Annotated in this window: 16 protein-coding genes; 6 read left to right on the top strand and 10 right to left on the bottom strand. The window is 68.9% G+C overall.

The genetic code is table 11. The annotated features are described in order from the left end of the window. Positions 1-197 precede the first annotated feature (197 nt). On the bottom strand, positions 198-389 hold the full coding sequence (locus HS041_RS28140) for a hypothetical protein (protein ID WP_196443855.1): 192 nt from the start codon (positions 387-389) through the stop codon (positions 198-200). Between the two features lie 94 nt (positions 390-483). Next, entirely contained in the window at positions 484-690 is a 207-nt protein-coding gene (locus HS041_RS28145; RefSeq protein WP_196443856.1) for a hypothetical protein, read from the bottom strand. 208 nt (positions 691-898) lie between these two features. On the opposite strand from HS041_RS28145, the gene HS041_RS28150 reads away from it, so the two are divergent. The 3 genes from HS041_RS28150 to HS041_RS28160 all read left to right on the top strand — a co-directional run bounded on the left by HS041_RS28150 (position 899) and on the right by HS041_RS28160 (position 3168). Then, positions 899-1504: a hypothetical protein gene (locus HS041_RS28150; RefSeq protein ID WP_196443857.1), complete on the top strand. Its 606-nt coding sequence runs from the start codon at positions 899-901 to the stop codon at positions 1502-1504. A gap of 397 nt (positions 1505-1901) precedes the next feature. Continuing rightward, positions 1902-2813, top strand: a complete 912-nt coding sequence (locus HS041_RS28155; protein ID WP_196443858.1) for a pentapeptide repeat-containing protein — start codon at positions 1902-1904, stop codon at positions 2811-2813. Positions 2814-2952: 139 nt separating this feature from the next. Beyond that, positions 2953-3168, top strand: coding sequence for a hypothetical protein (locus HS041_RS28160; protein ID WP_196443859.1), 216 nt, complete (start codon positions 2953-2955; stop codon positions 3166-3168). Positions 3169-3491: 323 nt separating this feature from the next. Here the strand turns inward: HS041_RS28160 and HS041_RS28165 are convergent, their stop codons facing one another. Together HS041_RS28165 and HS041_RS38730 are read right to left on the bottom strand one after the other, a co-directional pair. Then, complete coding sequence (locus HS041_RS28165; RefSeq protein ID WP_196443860.1) at positions 3492-4049, bottom strand: NADPH-dependent FMN reductase; 558 nt, start codon at positions 4047-4049, stop codon at positions 3492-3494. Then, positions 4046-5665 (bottom strand): alcohol dehydrogenase catalytic domain-containing protein, encoded by a 1620-nt coding sequence (locus HS041_RS38730; protein ID WP_230879831.1) that lies wholly within the window; start codon positions 5663-5665, stop codon positions 4046-4048. The genes HS041_RS28165 and HS041_RS38730 overlap by 4 nt, the downstream gene beginning before the upstream one ends. A gap of 89 nt (positions 5666-5754) precedes the next feature. Here HS041_RS38730 and HS041_RS28175 point away from each other — a divergent pair, with 89 nt between their 5' ends. Continuing rightward, entirely contained in the window at positions 5755-6801 is a 1047-nt protein-coding gene (locus tag HS041_RS28175) for an AraC family transcriptional regulator (protein ID WP_196443861.1), read from the top strand. A 471-nt stretch (positions 6802-7272) separates the two neighbouring features. On the opposite strand, the gene HS041_RS28180 is transcribed toward HS041_RS28175, so the two are convergent. From HS041_RS28180 to HS041_RS28190, 3 genes are all read right to left on the bottom strand, one after another. Further along, positions 7273-9594 carry a relaxase/mobilization nuclease domain-containing protein gene (locus tag HS041_RS28180; protein WP_196443862.1) on the bottom strand — a complete coding sequence of 774 codons (2322 nt, stop codon included), beginning with the start codon at positions 9592-9594 and terminating at the stop codon, positions 7273-7275. Then, positions 9591-9977: a hypothetical protein gene (locus HS041_RS28185; protein WP_196443863.1), complete on the bottom strand. Its 387-nt coding sequence runs from the start codon at positions 9975-9977 to the stop codon at positions 9591-9593. The genes HS041_RS28180 and HS041_RS28185 overlap by 4 nt, the downstream gene beginning before the upstream one ends. A 355-nt stretch (positions 9978-10332) precedes the next feature. Continuing rightward, complete coding sequence (locus tag HS041_RS28190; protein WP_196443864.1) at positions 10333-11127, bottom strand: hypothetical protein; 795 nt, start codon at positions 11125-11127, stop codon at positions 10333-10335. 256 nt (positions 11128-11383) lie between these two features. Between HS041_RS28190 and HS041_RS28195 the strand changes: the two genes are divergently transcribed. Next, the gene (locus tag HS041_RS28195; RefSeq protein ID WP_196443865.1) at positions 11384-11782 is read left to right on the top strand and encodes a hypothetical protein; all 399 of its coding nucleotides are present in this window, start codon (positions 11384-11386) and stop codon (positions 11780-11782) included. Positions 11783-11883: 101 nt separating this feature from the next. Further along, positions 11884-12408: a P-loop nucleotide/nucleoside kinase family protein gene (locus tag HS041_RS28200; RefSeq protein WP_230879832.1), complete on the top strand. Its 525-nt coding sequence runs from the start codon at positions 11884-11886 to the stop codon at positions 12406-12408. Positions 12409-12875: 467 nt separating this feature from the next. Here HS041_RS28200 and HS041_RS28205 read toward each other — a convergent pair whose 3' ends face one another. The 3 genes from HS041_RS28205 to HS041_RS28215 form a co-directional block, all read right to left on the bottom strand. Continuing rightward, positions 12876-13727, bottom strand: a complete 852-nt coding sequence (locus HS041_RS28205; protein WP_196443866.1) for a hypothetical protein — start codon at positions 13725-13727, stop codon at positions 12876-12878. Positions 13728-14253: 526 nt separating this feature from the next. Next, positions 14254-15222 carry a tyrosine-type recombinase/integrase gene (locus HS041_RS28210; protein ID WP_196443867.1) on the bottom strand — a complete coding sequence of 323 codons (969 nt, stop codon included), beginning with the start codon at positions 15220-15222 and terminating at the stop codon, positions 14254-14256. A 420-nt stretch (positions 15223-15642) separates the two neighbouring features. After that, positions 15643-18900, bottom strand: coding sequence for an AfsR/SARP family transcriptional regulator (locus tag HS041_RS28215; RefSeq protein ID WP_196443868.1), 3258 nt, complete (start codon positions 18898-18900; stop codon positions 15643-15645). Between the last annotated feature and the right edge of the window lie 157 nt (positions 18901-19057).

The raw sequence follows: 19057 nt of genomic DNA on the forward strand, positions 1-19057 counted from the left end.
TCCACACCTCCGAGCGCCTCTGGCGCGAATCACCTGGTCAGCCTGCTACTCGGTGGTGACAACAACGCTGGCAAGCCGCGGTAGGTGACAGGTACCGCTGGGAGGGGGTGACAACTAGCGCTGGGAACCGGTCGTTGGGCACCAGCTCAGCCCGCCCGTCAGTGACAACTATCGCTGGTGGTCACAGTTCGTCGCCGTCAGATGATCTCGGGCACCTGGTAGTCGGGGTGCGCTCCGGGGCGCTGCCCGGCGCGCAGGCCATACAGGAAGTAGATGATGCAGCCGGCGCCGCTGTGGCAGCGCACGTGGACGCCGTAGCGGTGGGCCTGGCCGGTGAACGGGCCGACGCCGGCGATCTGTGGGCTGGCCGCGTTGATGAGCAGGGCCACCAGCCAGTTCTCGACGTCCTAGATGCGGACCTGCGGAGCCTCGGGCAGCGGGGCCGCGGGAACCGGCTCCAGGACCGCACCGTCGATGATGCGCTCATCTGCGCCGCTGGCGTGACCTCCGGCCGGAGCGGTGCCCACCAGCTGCAGCACCCACCTGGGCGCCGGTGGCCAGTTCCAGCCGCACGCCGTGGGGTTTCTCGCTCAGGGCGGCGGCCGCGAACGATTCCGCGCTCTTGACGATGGCGGCGCCATCGGAGCGGATCAGCTCGATGAGGTACGGCTCGAACCGCGTTACGCGCATGCTGGATTCCCCCTGGTGGTCGGCTGGATGGGGTTCAGCCTCCCATCACGGCCGGCGGCATCGGGGCGCGGCCCGGCATGGACGGCGCGTGTCCTGTTGCCAGAGCGGCCGGTAGCTCCTGTCCTGCGGACGGAGATCGCTGGTTCGTTTTCCCTGCGGGAACGACTCGGCTACGCTCTGCCTCTCTGCGAGCGAAAGGTCACAATCAGTGCATCCCTATCGCGGGCGGGCGCTGGCCGCCATCATCGCCGTGGCCGTCCTGGTGACCTCGGCCTCGATCGCGGGCGCCATCGCCTGGAACAAACCCCGGCTGCCGCCCACCGCCATCTCAGCGGTCATCATGCTGCTGTTCTGGTTTTGGGTGATCACCCGAACGCACACCTTCGCCGCCCCGCTGCGGCTGCGGGAGCTGATCGCGCTGGCGCGGGCGCTGCCCGCATCCGCCCGCACCGACGGGCCCGCGCGGATGCTGCTGTGGACGGTCACGCAGTCCAGGCGCTCGACCGTCATCTCCCGCATCCCGGCCGCCGCGCTGGCCGAGGCCGACGCCGACCTGGAGGCCGGCCAGTCGATCAGCACGGTCCCCTTCGAGCTGTTCAGCATCACCCCATGGACGGTCAGTTGCCAGCGCGGCAGCTACACCCTGCAGCACGATGAGACGGGGGAGTGGGAGATCGGCCTGCCGCAGGCCCCGCCCGCGGTGGAGCGGCTGCGCCAGGTGCTGTTCACCGCCCGGGCGGGTGGGTTCGCCGTCACCGACGCCGACCTCACCGAGCTGGCGCATCAGCTGCGCCAGGCCCGGCCTCTGCGGTGAGCCCGCAAGCGGCGGGAAACACCCCGCGCGGCGAGGCCCCCTTTCTAGCGGTCGTGGCACCAGCCTTGTCCAAGCGAGAAATAACTCCAGAGTTGTACCGTTGAGCGGTTGGGCGTTGCCATCACCGGGATGGCGCGATCCTGCTTCCGCGGAGCACTCTCCTGACATACCGCCACGGGATGCGTACTGTCCGGATATGGATACTCCCCCGGAAGGGACCCAAGAGGTCCTCTTCGTCGTCCCGGCAGAGAGTCTCTCAGATCCCCCTCGGGCTGTATCTCCTCGACGTCGTTGGAGAGCCCCGCGATGGCTGCGGCCAGTCACACCGCCATCCCGAGACGAACTCGACAAGCTGGGCCCACAAGAACGCCAAGAAATACACCAAGCACATTGGCATATGCCACTTCAGATAATAACTACGATTGGCATCCTCCTGAGCGTTGTTTTTACCGCTTACGGTTTGGTCTATACGGCGGGCACACTGGAGGCCACTCGCCAGACTCAGATTACTGATCGATACACCAAGGCGGTTGAACAGCTTGGCTCGAAATCCGATGAAGTCCGACTCGGGGGAGTGTACGCCCTGGAGCGCATTTCCGTCGACTCGCCCCGCGACAGAAAAACCATCCAAGATGTGTTGGCGGCTTTTGTTCGTAACGGCGACTTCTGCTCAAGGAAAAATAGGCTATGTCATAGCCGAGCCGAAGGGAAAGCTGTTAACGAGAAGATCCCGATCGACGTACGAGCCGCGGTTGACCGTACAACAACCCTCAGCAACATCACTGGGATCAGAGCGGACTTCTCGGAAGTCACCTTCCCCCATGCGCACATGCCGCAGATAGCTCTAGCAAGATCCGCGTTGGACCGTGGCAACTTCGCTTGGGCGGATCTCTCTGGGGCGGATCTCTCTTATGCAACCCTAGACAGAACAAACTTTCATCAGGCCTTCCTGTCCCATGCGAATCTAAAAGGGATCCGCTCGACAGGTATTATCCTGATTGGCGCCGCCCTATATAGGGCGGATCTAAGAGGGGCGAACTTGGAAGAGCCGGATTTCAGTGAAACTATATTGGAGGAGGCGAACTTGGCTGGGTCAAAACTAATGGGCGCACACATGGTTGATGTAGATTTAAAAAACGCAATTCTTGAGGGTGCAAACCTTCGGGGCGCTGATTTGACCAAGGACAACTTGGATGGCGCCCGTCTGCGTGGTGCTCATCTAGAGGGTGCAGACCTTCGCAACATAGAAAGCATGACTCCAGAGCAGATCAGAAAGGTCGCGATCACTGACGCCACCACCAAGTTCTAAGCGGTAATCAACCCGCTGGCTGGGCCGGTCGAACGACTGAGCGAACCCGCGTAGGCAACCGACACCGAACCGGGCCCGCTGGCCGTACGTCTTGTCTACCCTGGCGACTACTACAGCCTCCCGACGAGAGCTGGTCCCGATGTCTGCCGTCGACCCCGCTGAAGCGATCCTCCGCGGCCTCGGCCATATGCAGGCGCAAGGCCGTACGTACCCGGGGAAGCTGCCCGACGAGCTGGAACGCTGGTACGGCTACACCCTGGACGGCGGCCACTCCATCATGGTCCTGCCCGTGAGCAGATCGGCGAAGGCAGCCCACGGGACCACGGGCTTCCGGCTTCTGTGGCCAGCGCGGTGATGTGGACGTGATGGTAGCCGAGCATTCGGGCGACGACCGCGGGCGGAGCCTGAAGGGCGAGCTGGCGAATGGCCGCAGTGCGACCGTGGAGCGCAGGAATTCCTGCTTGGCGCAGCCGATAAGCAAACGCCCCAGTCGTCCCCCGACTCGGCGCGCTGGCGATCCGGCAAGTCAGGCGGGCGTGCCGGCCTGCCCGCCCGCTCAAGGCCATCCCAATCATCTGCGGCCCAGCGAAGGCCGTCCGGTACGGGCGTCGTGACGGGTGCACGCCTCGCGGGCCGTCGCCCCGGACACCATGGCTGCCCCCGAGGTACTGCGGCACCTCACATTCTCAGCGGTCGCAGCGCCTTGCTCCAGGAGACGACCTGGTCGAGCAGGTTGCTCAGTATGTTCTCCTGGTGTGCGACGGGCTTGAAGGTGGTGAAGTCCTCGAAGTCGGTGTGCATCAGCAGCTCCACGGCCGCCTGGACGTCGGCTACCTTGACCTGGCCGAGCACCTGCCGCAGGTGCTCGGCTGCCCGCACCCCGCCGCTGACGCCGTAGCCAACCACACCCGCGGCCTTGTCGTGCCACTCGGTGAACAGGAAGTCGATGGCGGTTTTGAGCACGCCGGTGGTCGAGTAGTTGTACTCCGGCGTCACGAAGATGAAACCGTCGAGGCCGGCGATGGTGTCGGACCACCTCTTGGTGTGCGGGTGCTCGTAGACCCCGGTGGCCGCGGCGAGCGGTTCGTCGAGGTGGGGCAGGTCGTAGTCCTTCAGGTCGACCAGCTCATAGTGCGCGTCGCCGCGCCTGACCGCGTGGTCGTGGACCCAGCGGGCGACGGCCTCGCCGTTGCGTCCCGGCCGCGTGCTGCCGACAATGATGCCAATCTTGATCATTTCTCCACCTTCAGCGTGACTTTTCCGCGGGTAAGGCCGCGCTCGGCGGCGCGGTGCAGGTCTGTCAGGGACTCCAGCGGGCGAGTGTCCACCTTGACGTCCACCACGCCCTTGTCGATCAGCGCCACGAGCTCGCCCAGCTGGCCCGGGTCGTTGCGGGCCACGAACTGGACGGCGCGCGGGTGCTCGATCGGCTGGGTGATCGAGACGACCTCCTCGGCCAGTTCCGTCACTGAGGCAGGCACGTCGGCCACCAGGTTGATCAGTACGTCGTTGCCGCCCGGCAGGGGAGCGATGGTGTAGTCGACGATCTCGTCGGCGCCCAGTGCCCGTACAGCAGCGGCGCTGCGTGGGCTCGCGGTCGCCACCACGTACGCGCCCGCATGCTTGGCCAACTGCACGGCGAACAGCCCGACACCGCCACCGGCGCCGTTGACCAGCACCCGGCTGCCACGGCCGATGCGGGCATGGTCGAAGACCGCCTGCCACGCGGTGAGCCCGGCCACCGGCACGGCGGCCGCGTCCGTCAGCGGGATCCGCTGCGGTGCCCTGGCCAGCATGCTCGCCTTCGCGACCGCGTACTCGGCCGCCGCCCCGTCGATGAGCCCGATCACTCGATCGCCGGGGGCAAGGTCACCTGCCCCGGTGACCACGGTGCCCGCGACGTCCCAGCCGAGCGTGTGCGGCAGCGTGACGCCGAGCACGTCCTGCAGCAGGCCCATCCGTAGGCCGGCCTCCGACGGGTTGAACGATGTGGCGGCCACTTTGATGAGCACCTCGTCCGGCCCCGGCTTCGGCACCGGCACCTCGTCCAGCGAGATCACCGACGCGTCGCCGTACTCGTGGATGCGGGCGGCCCGCATGGTGCCGAGAAAATCCGTGGCGTGCTCGCTCGCCCACGTCTCGAACGTGCTCGCGGGCGCTCCGGTGATCTCCTCCACGGTCCCGGTGGCCGGGCCCGGCTCGGCGAGACCGCGCAGCATCTCGTCCACAGCCGGCGCGGGCCATCCCAGCCCGAGCAGCCGTAGCCTGGCCTCCTTTGGAGGCTCCTCCTCCCAGCGCACCGGCCGGCCGATCGCGGCGCCGATCGCCCGCGCCTGCTCCCGCTGGGTCAGCGGCCGGGGTCCGGTCAGCGTGTAGACCGCGCCGTGGTGCCCTTCGTCCAGCAGCGCGCGCACCGCGACGGCTGCGATGTCCCGCTCGTGGACGGGGGAGGAGACCGCGTCGCCGTACGGCTGCCGCACGACGCCTGCGCGGACCTGCTCGGCCCACCGCAGGGTGTTGGCCGCGAACGCGTGCGGGCGCAGCACCGTCCACTCCCGGGCGGTCTCGGTGATCAGGCGTTCGATCTCGACCTCGTGCGGGCGGGCGGCGGCCGAGGACAGGTAGACCACCCGCCGTGCCCCGATCAGTTCCAGCACCTTGCGGGCGCCCTCGGCCGAGGCGAACGGCCACAGCAGGAACACCGTGTCGACACCGTCGAGAGCCGCCTTCAGCGCGACCGGGTCGGTCAGCTCCCTCGTCACCGTGCGAACGTCGGCGCCCGCGTCTTGAAGTTGGTTCACCAGTGGACGGCCGATCGTGCCGGTCGCTCCGCTGATCAGGACTCTTCTCATACCGTCAACCGTATGAGCCTGGAGTGAGGCGTCCAATGCGTTTCTGTCTGCGATTTATACGTAATCGTCTTCTGGTTTAGACTAACGCTATGGATGTGCTGAGCGATGTGGTCGCCACCATGCGCACGGGCACGCCGCGGTCGGCGCGTGTCGAGTGGCCGGCACCCTGGGGGCAGCGGTTTCCGTCAGCGCCTGGCTCGGCGGGCTTCCAGGTGGTGTTGCAGGGCTCGTGTTGGGCGATCCCGCCGGAAGGTGAGCCGATCCCGGTCGGGACGGGCGACGTGCTGTTCTTCCCCCACGGACACGGCTACGCGCTGGCCGACTCGCCCACCAGGCCCATCGCGGAGCCCGACTGTGACCCCTATGCCCACGCCGAGCTGTTCGCCTCAGCCTCCATGGAGGGCACCGGGCCCGTCACCGTGACGCTCTGCGGCGGCTACCGACTCGACTCCGGCCGGGCGCATCCGCTCCTCAACGGGCTGCCCGAGATGATCCATCTGCCCGCCAGGCTGGGGCACAGCACCGAGCTGCGCGCCGCCGTCGAGCTGCTCGGCAAGGAGATCGAGGACCCGCGGCCGGGCGCGGACATGGTGGTGTCGGCGCTACTGGACATGCTGCTGCTGTACATCCTGCGTGCCTGGTTCGACGTCTCGATGGATCACTGCAAGGTTGACAGCTGGGCCGCCGCGCTGGCCGACCCGGCCATCAGCGCCGCGCTCGACGGCATCCACCGCGACCCTTCCCACCCGTGGACGGTCGAGTCGCTCGGCCGCCGCGCAGGACTGTCCCGCGCGGCGTTCTCCCGCCGGTTCACCCAGTTCGTCGGGCAGCCGCCGATGACCTATCTGACCTGGTGGCGGCTGGGCACGGCCGCGCGCATGCTGCGCGACTCCGACGCCGCGTTGAGCGAAATCGCCGGAGCCGTCGGCTACGGCTCGGAGTTCGCCTTCGCCAATGCCTTCAAACGCGAGTACGGCATGGCCCCCGGCAAATACCGCCGCCTGGGCTGTCCGCCTTCAGCTCGAACGGCGGCAGGCACCGCTCCAGCCCTCGATCCTCAAAACCCCGAGCTACTGCCCACTTCGCAGATCCGGCGGGCGCGCTCCAGATCGTCAAGGCAGGGCAGATCGCTGTAGGCGGTCTCATGCTGGCACTGTACGGCCACGGTCTGTGGCTGCTTTCAGCGCGTCGCGGGAGGTCCGGGCTGGCCTTCGAACGTACAGCGACCTATCAAGACCTGCAGCAGTAGATCCACGCCGGACCCACCGCCTGCGGGTACGAGATCCGCTCGATCGACGTCACCCGAGCCCTTTCCCGCTGAACGCATGCAGGACGCCCCTACCGTAGCCGTAGATGATCAGGGCACACCCGTCAGTCCATCGAGGCGCGACCAAGCCAACTCAGACAGTCACGCTTCAGACACCAGCAGACCCTCTGACCTGCGGATTGCATCTGTGACGCTTACTTGGACTGCCCCCAATCCGCCGACGTACCGGGCCAGTTTGTAGGTCGCTTCCACGCAGGGAAGGTACCCGTGCTCTCCTTGGTCGATGGGAACGGGATGAGGGCACCTCTATCTCAGCCAGTCGCCAACGAGTACCGGCTGGTTACCGGCCGCGGCCGCCCCGGCCCCGGTCCGGCTTGGGCGGGGTCCGGCGCGGGCCGCGGGCGGGTGCGGGGGAGCTGACCGCGGCGGGCGGCTGGGCGGCGGCGCGCTGGCTCTTCTCCACGCGGGCGACGTCACCGGGCAGCACCTGGCGCAGGGCGAGTTCGGCGCGCACCGCCTGCAGCTGGCGGCGGGCCTCGGCCAGGGTGGCCGCCGGCCGGGGCTCTTGCGGGCGAGCGAAGCTCAGGGCGGCGATCTCGGTGTGGGTGCGCGGGTTCTGGAGGCGGGCGCGGTGGGCGGCGGTGGCGACGTCGTCGGCCACCGTCTTCGCCAGGCTGGCCGTCCAGTCGGTGGCCAGCCGGCGCAGGGCGTCGGTGGCTGCGCCTTCTCTCCAGGGTGTCGGTGTCGGTGCCGCGCCGTACAGCTCGCGCGCGGTGGCCATGAGGGTGTCGACGTCAGCGTGCGTGTGATCCCGCACGGTGCGGGCCTGGCGGCGTTGCTGGCGGGCGAGGGCCAAGTCCTCGAGGACCTCGTTCTTGGAGATGCCCTTCAACCACAGTCCGGCCCCCCTCTTCTCCGACAGGGCCTTCAGGCGGCGGACCTCGGCGTCCAGGTCGGCGACGCGCAGGTCGGCCAGCTTGGCGGCTCGCCGGGCGGCGGGCAGGGCCTGTTCGGCAGCCGCGGCCTTCTTCAGCTCCTGCAGGCGGGCCTGCAGGACGGCGGCGTCCGGACCGCGTCCATTGCGGGCGGCCTCGGTCAGTTCCTCAGTGCGGAGTTCGGTGCGGACCAGCCGGTCGACGTCGGCCTCGATGCGCGTGGCCAGATCACGCAGGCGCGAGGTCGGCACTTGGCCGTGCGGGCGCTTGTCCCATGGGGCCAGCCCGGCCACCTGCCCGGCCAGCACCGTGGTGCGCTGGGTCAGGACGCGCGCCTGGTGCGGCTGCGCACACTCGGTGTGCAGCTTGCCGATGGCCTTGGACAGCAGCACGGCGCCGACGACGGCCACCATCGCGGCAGTCTCCAGGTCCGGGGAGCGGGCGGCCTGGCTGATGAGGCGCACCGCCGCGGTGATGTCGCCGCGCAGCTGCCGCATCGGCAGGTCCGCAGGGCCGATCCGGCGCGGGTCTTGGGCGGACCAGGCCAGGGTGTCGGCCAGGGCGGCCAGCGCGCCGGGCTCCTTCTCCAGGCGATCGGCCAGGGCGGCGGTCACCGCGGCGGCGCCCCGGCAGGCGATCGTCCAGCGGGGGTCGTCAGCCTCCAGGCCGCTCATCTGCTGGCGGATGCCGTCCAGCAGCTGCGCGGCATGCCTCCAGGCGTGCGCGTCGTCGACCGGGAGCTCGCCCCGGCCGGGCGCGGTCACCGGCTCAGATCGGTTGCTCCATTCGGCTAGGGCCTCGCCCGCGTTCCGCGACGTCCAGGCCGTGCGCAGCGTGGGCAGGGTGAGGTCGGCGGCGAGTTTCCCGCCGCCGAACCAGATCGGCTTCCGGCTCCCCTGTGACGGCAGGGCGACGGCGTAGCCGGTCACCTCGCGCGTACTGCCGGGGGCGTAGCGGGCATGCACCAGCACCCCGGAGGCCTTCAGCCGGCGCACGAACTCCGCCTCGGTCTCGGCGGCCATCGAGGCGGCCCGCACGCGGCGGGCCAGGACCATCCGCTCCAGCACCGCCGTACGGCCGGGCCCGGTCCCCGAACTCGGCGTCGACGGGCCGGTCCCGGCGCCCCGGGCTCGGGCGGCGCGCTCGGACTCGGCACGGCTCAGACCGGGCAGGCCGTGCCCGACGCGGCCCTCGACGACGAACAGGCCGAACTCGCGCTCCGCCTCGGCGCATACCGCCGACATGGTGTGTCGGTCGAAGCCGGGGGCGGCCACGCTGCCGTCGGCACGCACCAGGTTGACCGCCAGGTGGATGTGGTCCTTGCCGCCCGAGGACGGGCCGTGATGCACCGCGACCCACCGGCACGCCATGCCTTGGTCGTCTTCGCCGAAGCCGAGCCGCTCGATCGCGGTGCGCGCCACGTGCGCCCATTGGGCGTCGGTCAGCGTCTCGCCCTCTGGCAGGGAGATCGGGCAGTGCCACACCCAGCCGCCGACCGGCTCGATGCGCATCAAGCGCCGGTGGCTGTCCATCAGGTGCCCCAGCTCCAGCACGCGCTCCCAGTCCGCCGGCGAGTCCGGGTCCAGGCGGGTGCCGTCGGCGAGGTCCAGCCGGGCGTCGGCGGCGATCAGGCGCTGGTCGCGGTGTTCGTCCGAATGGCCGGGGCCGAACAGGTAGCGCACCAGGCCGACGATGTCGCGGCCGCGCGGCCCGATCTTGTTGATCACGATGCGGTCCGGCGGTCCGGGTTCATCATGTCCATCAGCCGATCGGCCCGCTGCAGGGTGCGCGTCAGCTGATCCATCGCCGCCTGCAGCGCGGCCTCGCCCGGGCTGCCGGAGGCGGTCGCGGCCATCAGGTGCTCAAGGTCGACGCCGACGACGCGCATCTGCCGCCAGATCCCGTGCGTCTCCCGGACCGCCTCGCGGGCCTCGACGGCCGACATCCGGCCGCCGCCTCGCAAGGCCGCGCGGGTGGATTCGACCATCAGGTACGGCACGGTCACCCCGGACTGCTCGGCGGCCGCGGTGAACTCCTCGTCCTCGGCGTCGGTGAGCCGGACGTTGTAGCGGTTCGGGCGTCCGCCGGCGATGCGGCCGCGTCGCTGCATCGGCCGCCCCTGCCCCGAGCGCCTTCTCTCAGGCGGCGTTGCGGCCTCCGGCACCGGCCCCTCCTCGTCCTTGCCCGGCGAAGTGACTCCTCTCCCTGGGCGGGAAAAGATCACGTGACGAGAGTAGACAGATGATCCGACCAGGCGAAAGCCCCAAAGTCAGTTAAGGCGCCTTAAGCACATCTGGCTGACTCAAAAGGGGCGCCTCACGGTGAAACCCGCCCTGACAGCCTGTGTCCGTGTTGCGCGCGGGCTTGATGGGCTCTGGCCCACTTTCGATGACGGATGACGGACCATGGAAGACGGTCCGTGTTGTGCGCCCAGTTGTCATCGGTACAGCCATGGGTGGTGAGGCTCATTCGCCGGTATCGGCGAACAGCGTCATCATGCTCTGCTGCAAGGAGATGAGGTCGGTCACCGTGTATCGCCCCTCACCCGGCCGAGACGGAGCACTCAGCGGCTTGTCGGGATGCCCGCGGGCCACGAGCCTCACCTGGCGGGCCGGATCCGGCAGGTGGGTCAGGCCCCACACGCTGAAGCGGGCGTGGCGAAACCGCACGCCGCCGGCAGCGGGACGGCCGGCCAGCTGCCGCACCGTCGGCGGGACGGAGAAGCGACCGGCGTAGAACTCGATGACGGGGCACTGGCCGCCCTTGTCGTCGTGCAGCTGCAGGACGAAGGCCGCGTGGAAGCCTGCGTCGAGTTCGATGGAGACGACATCGGCGGGCCGCAGAAAGGTCACCGCCCGGCGCCGTGGCGGCCGGCGCGCCGGCGGCACCGGCGGCGACTGCAGCAGGGCCCTGATCACCGGAGAGCGCCGCGGGAACGCCTTCGACAGCACGGCGGCGTCATCGAGGCCATCGAGGGCCCTCAGGGCGGCGGCGGTGACGTCGTCGGCGCGCATGCCGTACTTGTGCAACAGCGTGGCCAGGGCCACCCAGGCGATGTCGCGTGTCGTGGTGTCGGTGTCGGGGGCTTGGAGCAGGCACCGCCAGCGCCGCAGGATCGGCTCGATCACCAGCCGCCGGAGCTCGGCCGGTGTTCCGCCTATCTCCCGCAGCCGCCGCCCCACCCAGCCGGCCAGATCCTCATCCATCGCCTGGACCAGCGTGGGGACAGCGAGTTCGTCCAGGATCTGTTTGTGCCGCATGGCGCCAGCATGGCAGGCGGCGGCTGCGCCGGCGTGGCCGGGCTGCGCTGGAGGATCTTCCGGTGACGTTGATAGGGCACTTGCGGTACACGCATCTTGGTGGGGCTGCACAGGCCGGTTGGCTCACTCACGGCCACCCCGTCATCGAAAGTGGGCCAGACCAACAATTCCACGCGCAACAGCCGGAGGCTGGATCAGACGCCGATCTCGTGTTCGCCTAGAGGCCTACGCCCCTCATCTGTCTGGAGGAACGCGCATGCAGAAGATGCCTCCCGCCGCGGAACGGCTTGTCCGGCTCATGCTGCTGCTCCCGTCCGATCCGCGCGAGCCGCTGTGGAGAAGCGTGGCCGATGACTGCGGGGACCTGCCCACCGTCATGTCGATCGGTGGCTGGGTCCGCGACACCGTCAAGATGTGGCCCGACGGCGCTCCCCGTACCCTGGCTGAGATGGTCCTGATCGCGTTCGGCAACCCGAGCGAGACCACCCTGCGTCTGCTGTCGCAAGCAGTCGTCCCGCCGAACTCCCGCGCCCACAGCGGGACCGGTGTCGGCGCCGCGTGGGCCGCTCGCGCTCGCGAGACCGCCATCGACGTCCTCGCCGAGACCGACGCGTTGGAGGAGGTGCTGGAGCGGGCGAGGACCGACTGGGGTTAGGACGCCTATCCCCTGACTACGCACTCGGTCCGTGCCGTCGCAGATGCGGTGGGTGGCCTGCGAGGAACCGGTGTCGTAGCAGGCGGGGCAACGGGGTGGGGATGGGGATACACGGGCCGGAGGTCGGCGGGGGTGAGGCCCGGCCGGTGGTGTACTTGCTGGTCGGGCTGACCGGTTCGGGCAAAACCACCTACGCCCGGCAGCACCTGGAGCCGGCCGGGGTGGTGCGGTTGTCGGTGGACGAGCTCGTCCACCAGCGGCACGGTCGCTATGGGGTGGACTATCCCGCATACGAGTATTTCGCCCGGCAGGCGCCGGTGCTCGCCGAGGTCCGCGAGCGCCTGGCCGCTCTGGTGAGGGCCGGGCGGGATGTCGTGGTGGACCACGGGTTGTGGCGGCGGAGCGAGCGCGAGGAGTGGAAGCGTCTCGTCGAGCAGGCCGGGGGCCGGTGGCGGCTGCTGTATTTCGATATCCCCCGGCGCGAGCTGCTGCGGCGGCTGGCCGAGCGCAACCGGCGCCAGGACGCCAACGCCTTGGCCGTCTCGCCGCAGGCGCTGGAGGACTTCTGTGCCCGCTTCGAGCCGCCCGGGGAAGACGAGGGTGCCGAGCCCTTATCGGGATGGTGAGCAGCTGCATCCGTCCGTAGGTCTCGGCGGTGGGGGCCACCAGCGCTCGGCACCGACCGGTCGGTGAATCCCGCGACGCCGACCGGTCAACGGCGATCCGCATTGGCCTTGGTGCCGCGCTTGGTCATCTCACTCGCCCCCTCTGGGCGACCCGATATCGTGTCGCCCCCGGCCATCGGGGAGGTACCGGCTGGCCAAGCGATCACAAGAGCCGCGACCAGGCGACAGCGACGCGCGCACCGGTGAGCTACCAGGTGCACTCGCGGGAGATGGAAGAGATCCTGGAGCTGCGCGGTTTCCGGCAGGCAGTCCGACTTATTCACAGCTTGGATCGCTGCGCGCAATGCCCCCAGTCCATCACGAAGTTGTGGAGTCAGGTGGGTGACGTCGACGACCAGGAGCTGGTCACGCTGAATGCGCGGGGAATTTTCCGCCCCCCTCAAGGGATCCCAGAACGCCACAGGCAGTCAGACTCGGGCCACATAGTAGATGCGGCGTTCGTTGTAGAGCTCCAGACCGCGATTCGCCATGATCATGGCGATATGGGTGAACATGGACAGTAACCCCAGCGAACCGGTGAACCGAATCATGGTCATGTCAGGATCGGGCAGGGTGATCTCTGCCTGCTGATCGGTGAAGAACAACGTGGCGTCCATGTCGCCGTGGGCCAACCCGCTGCAGCCCCTCCAGGCCAGCTCGGCCGTGTCGGGGGGCAAGCTGGTGAAGGCGGCGGCCTCCTGCACGATGACGCTGTAGTCGGGAGCCTTCAAGGTCTTCTTAACCTGCTCCTTTGGCACTCCCGCGCGGACACCCGCGTCTCTCACCTCCTCCTCCCGCTCATGGAGCGTCTTGTCGTGCTGGTGTCCCAGTACGGTGTAGAGATTGTCGGTGTTCTTGACCTGTTTGACCTGCAGGGCCAGCCGTCGACTAATGCGGGTCAGCGGGTCATCTGGTCCCAGCAGCCACACCGCGCAGGCGGCGTTCTCGATCACTGCGCGCACCAGGGTGAACTGGGCGAATAGATGAAGGTAGACCACGGCCTCGGAGGGGTTGGCCTCACGCAGGAGGGAGGCTCTGAGGCATCCCAGGTGATCAACGGCCACAGCCAAGGCGTGCCGGGCCAGGGACGAGCTTTGATAAGGGGCCGTTTTGGCGTCATCACCGGCCAGATCGCTGCCCGGCTGAACATGCCAGAGGTGAGGGGTGGCATCGACCAGCTCCTCCCAGTGCGGGACCTCCTTCAGCAACTTGAGCAGCCTGCGCCGGTCCTTATCGTCGGGATCGACCTGGTCGGCTGCGCTCTCGTCATCGGCCGTCATGAGGGAACGGTAAGTGACGTTAAGTACGTGACAGGCAACGGTCTGCCGGGCTGAAGTAAAGCCCGGCGGATACTACGGGAAGAACCTACGGTGAGCTACCTGCGCACCACCCGCACCAGTGAGGACCGCTACGCCTACGACGCCGCGCTGGCGCGGGAGATCGAGAAGGCCGCCGAGCCGAGCGACCACCCCGACCGGCCGCGAGGATGTCGCAGTCGCCTCCGCAGCATTCCTCGCAGGCTTCGATGTGGGTCACCATCTCGCGGATCTCCGCGATCGTGCAGGACTTCGCCATGATGGGGGTGTCCCTTCGGCTGTCGTGGGTTCTGGGGGATGCGGGGGCCGCTACGTCCACGTAAGCGGCCCCCGGCCGGATTCAGGCAGAGCCATGTCGATCTCTTTGGCCGGGGCAGGCTCTGCCGGTTCGGCGTCGACGGCAGAGGCGAGCCGTTCGCTCGCGGGGGCGCTCTGCCCCGTGGTCCTGATGCCCACCGGCGGCCCCTGGTGACATGTTCTGGCCGTACCGTCAGTAGTCCAGGGCCCGGTCGACCAGGTCGGCGACCTCGGCGGCCGAGGCGCGGAAGTAGCGGGCGGAGGTCTCGATGGAGGCGTGGCCGAGCAGGGCCTGGATCTGGGCGGGATCGGCGCCGCCTTCGCGTAGCCGGGTGGCGTAGGTGTGGCGCAGCCGGTGCGGGCGCAAGGACGGCAGGCCGGCGTCTTTGCCGACGGCGCGCACCACGTCGGTGACGCCGTCGACGCTCAATCGGCCACGCTGGCCGGCCCATAATCCGTCGCCGACGAGGTCGGCCAGGGCGGGGCGGGCGGCCAGGAGGACGGTGCGCTCGGTCAGCCAGGCGTCCAGCCGCTCGCGGGCTGGGGCGGGTAGCGGCACGGTGCGGACCTGGTCGCCTTTGCCGTGCAGGCGGGCGGTGCCGGTGCGGGCGGTGAGCGCGACGTCGGCGACGGTCAGGCGCTGGCATTCCTCGGCGCGGGCGCCGGCGCCGAGCAGGAGCGCGATGAGGGCGGCGTCGCGGGGGCTGCGCCGGTCGGCGGCGCGGCGGATCGCGTTCTCCGCGGCGCGGGTCAGCGCCTCGGGGGCGCCGGGCCGGGGCACCCGGGCGTTCTTGACGGCGATGCGGATCCGGGCGGTCTGGGTGTAGAGGAGTTCGACTGCGGCCAACCCCTGGTTGACGGTGGCGGGGGAGGCGCCGGCGGCGAGCAGGTGGCGGCGCCAGGCGGTGACGGCGGATTCGGCGCCGACCACATCGGTGAAGGCGTCGGGGTGTTCGGCGCGGTGGTCGTCGAGCCAGGTGCGGTAGGCGTGGGCCTGGCGGCGGTAGGCGCGGGTGGTGTTGGCGGCCAGCGCGCACCGGGACAGGTGGGTCTCGAAGGCGGCGAAGACGGTCTCGGTCGCGGCCGCGAGCTCGGCGGCGGGCCGGATCGGCACCACCGCGGCGCCCGGGCCGACGGCGGTCTTCCTCGCGCGAGCACCCATGATCGACCACCGTCCTTCTTATCCGGGGAGTTTTCCCGGCGCTGCCTCCGGAGCCCCGCCGACGTTATCCGGGGAGATCATACCTCAACTCCCCGGATAAGAAGAGTTATCCGGGGAGTATCATGGGCTGGGCAGCTGGCCGACCTCTGCAGCTGCCGGATCGCGCGGGCACCGCTGACGTGGTGAGCGCCGACGCGCACGAAGGTCTTCCGCCCTACCGCCTGGTACAACCACCGCCGGCGGCGATCGGACCTGCCTCCGATCGTCTATGAAGATCGGCTTGTTAGGACGGCCCAGCTGGTTGCATGAGGTCGGGTGGCCGCGCCCCCGGGGAGACCTCCGATAGCGCCGCCCCATAAACGATCGACATCAGGAAACAGTCCTGATCGGATGCACCGATGCCCTGGCGGGCCTGCACGGTCAGCTGCCGAAGGTCGGCACGGTGCTCGGAAGGGTGTCGGCCTCGTTCGTGAGAGCAAGCCTGGCTCTCACCTCCTCGGTTTCGGGAACGCCCAGGCGGGTGAAGAGGTTCAAGGCCTGCCGCCAGGACTCGGTGGCGGCGTTGCGGTCGGTCAGATGCAGGGCGTCGCCGATGCCGCAGTGGGCGCAGGCCTGGCCGTAGGAGTGGCTCATGGCCAACGCCAGCTTCAGGGCCTGATGGTGGTGGTCGAGGGCCTGGGCAGGGTCGCCGGTGGCGCAGGCGGCCTGACCCAGACCGTTGAGCGCGGCGATCTTTATGACGGGGTCGCCGGTTTCACCGATCACAGCCAGGGCCTGCCGGTAATGGTCGCGGGCGTGCTGATAGCGGCCTGACCGATGGTGGAGGTCACCGATCTCCACCAGCACATCGGCGTGAACGACACGGTTGGCGGTGTCAGTACTGAGATCGAGGGACCGGCGTTGATGGTCGAGGGCTTCTTGAAGGCGCCCCAGCCGCCCGTAGACGACACCAAGCTGGTTCAGTACGTTGGCCTCCATCGTGCGATCGCCGGCCTGGTCGGCGATGGCGAGTGCCAACTGAAAATGATTCACGGCGATCTCGTAGCGACCCGTTCGGCGATGGATGTGACCGAGGCTGCTGAGGGTGCGGCCTTCGCTGATCACGTCGCCTAGCTCCCGCGCGTAGGCCAGGGCCCGCTGCTGGTAGCGCAGGGCCCGCGGGTAGTTGCCCAGCCGCTCGTGGTTGATACCAAGGTTGATCAGTATGCGGTTTTCCTGCGGGCGGTCGTTCGCCTCCCGGGCCAGGGCGAGGGCTTGCTCGAAATGGTCGTTGGACTGCTCGGGGCGCCCCATGTCCGCGTAGACGATGCCCAGCAGGTTCAACGCGCGGCTTTGCGCTATGTGATCGCCGATCCGGCGGGCGATGGCGAGTGCGTGCCGCTGATAGTGCAGCGCCTGCTCGTGTTGCGCGGTCCGCCAGTAGGCGATGCCGAGGTTGATCAGGGTCTGGATGTGCGCGTTCTGGTCATCGAGCCGCTGGGCGATGTCGGCGGCATGGCTGTGCAGGGTCAGCGCGTCGCCGTGGTGGGCGCTGAAGTTGAGATAGCGCCACACGACTGTGGAGATGGCGACGGCCCATGCGTCGTGGCAGGTCAGAGCCGCGGCGAGGAGGTTGCCGCGTTCGGCCTGTAGCCAGGCGGTTGCGTGCTCGGGGGTCGTAAGAGCAGGGGATTTCTCTGCAGCAGCGGATGTAGGGCTCGGCTGATCTCGTGGGTCGCCGTAGCCGAGGGTTGCCGTCGCGAGGATTGTGGTGAGCAGGTAGTGGCTGCGCAGGCGTTCGACGGCGGCGTCGCGTTCGCTGTCCGGTTCGGCGCTCTGGCAGCTCTGCTGGGCGTAGTCGCGCAGCAGGTCGTGGAAGCGGTAGCGGCCTGCGGTGTGCTGCTGCAGCAGGTGGGCATCCAGCAGCTCTTCCAGGCCCTGCTCGGCGTCGCCGACGGCCAGGCCGCTGAGCGCTGCGGCCGCGTAAGCGTCGAAGTCGTCGCCCGGGATCAGGCCCAGCAGCCGAAACAGGCGCTGCTGGATGGCGGGCAGCTGCCCGTAGGAGAGTGCGAAGGCGGTAGCGACGTCGCGGTTGTCGGCGCGTAGTTCCTGAAGCCTGCGCCGCTGATCACCCAGCCGGGTGGCCAGGTCCCGCACCGTCCATGCGGGGCGATGCACCAGGCGAGCGGCGGCGATCCGCAAAGCCAGCGGCAGGCCGCCGCACAGGTCAACGACCTCATCGACGGCCTGCTGTTGTGCAGCGACACGCTCGGCGCCGACGATCCGGGTGAACAAAGCCGCGGCGTCGGCATGTGTCAACACATCCAGCGAGAGCACCGCGGCGTCCTCCAGCCCAGCCAGCCGCCGCCTGCTGGTGATCAGGATATGGCTGCCCGATCGGCCCGGCAGCAGCGGGCGCACCTGGCCGGTGGTGGCGGCGTTGTCCAGCACGATGAGCATCCGGCGGGAGGATGCCGCCGAGCGCCACACGGCGGCGGCCTCCTCGACATCACTGGGGATCTCCTCCGACGGTGTGCCCACCGCACGCAGCAGGACCCGCAAGGCCTCGACGGGCATAACCGGCTGGCGGCCGGGGGTGTGGCCGTGCAGGTCCACATACAGCTGCCCGCCGGGGAATCGGGCGGCCAGCCGGTGCGCCACGTGAATGGCCAGGGCGGTCTTGCCCACCCCGGCCATTCCGTCGATCGACTCGATGACCACCGCCGGGGCCGCGTCGCCGGCCGTTTCCCGCATTAGGTGCGCCACCTCGCTGTCTCGGCTGGTGAAGTCACCGACGGCGCGAGGCAGCTGGCACGGCCCGCTGGTTTCGCCGACCGAGGTCGTTTCGACACCAGGGGCCCGGTCGCGGGGAGAGACCGCCGAGCTGGCGGCGGGGGTGGTGGTGGCGGGTGGTGGTGGTGGTGGCGCTTCGACCGGCACCGAAGCGGCGGTAGCCGCAGCCGGGTGAAGTTCTGGGTCGGCTGCCAGGACGCGCTGGTGCAGCTGTTGAAGCTCCGGGCCGGGCTCGAGTCCCAGCTCAGCGTTGAGCATCCGGCGCAGGTCGCGGAAGACAGCCAGCGCCTCAGCCTGCCGGCCGGCGCGGTAGAGCGCCAGCAGCAACTGAGCATGCAATCTCTCATCCAACGGACGATCATTGATCAGGTGCCGCAGCTCACCGATGAGCTCTGTGTTCTGCCCGCACCGCAGGTCGGCTTCGATGCGATCGTTCAGTGCAGCCCGATGCTGTTCCTCCAGCCCGGGGCCTTCAGCAGCCTGAAATTCCGGCTGGGTACCGCCCAGGGCCGGTCCTCGCCACAGGGCAAGCGCCACGCGAAAGCGGCGGGCGGCCTCGGCGGCGTCGCCCGCGGCCAGCGCGGAGCGGGCCAGGGCTGTTTCGGTAGTGAAGAGGTCCAGATCGCACATGCCCGGCCGCAGCCGCAGCAGGTAGCCCTGAGGGGTGTTTTCCAGCGGCTCTTCATCGGACAGCAGCCGTCGCAGCCCCCACAGGTGACTGTGCAGCAGCCGCCGCGCGTTGTCCGGAATGGCGCTGCCCCACAGCGCGGTCAGCAGCCGCTCATGGGAGACGCTCCGATTAGCATGCAGCGCTAAGACGGCCAGGAGCGTCCGCTGTTTCACTCCGGTGACGGTGAGCGACCGCTCACCGCGCTGGATGTCGACGGGGCCGAGAATGCGCAGCATGCCATCCCTTTGGACGCGGTGACCCCCTCGCGATAACGCATGTGGTCATCTTGGGCAGGTTTACCGCCGCACTCGTTTCGACGTGCGGCTTCTTGAGCTCGACGGTGATCCATGCTGATTAAACAGCAAGATCAAGACATTCTACCCAGCAAGATCA

Origin of the sequence: Planomonospora sp. ID67723, assembly GCF_015711605.1 — a bacterium.
Taxonomy (GTDB): Bacteria; Actinomycetota; Actinomycetes; order Streptosporangiales; family Streptosporangiaceae; genus Planomonospora_A.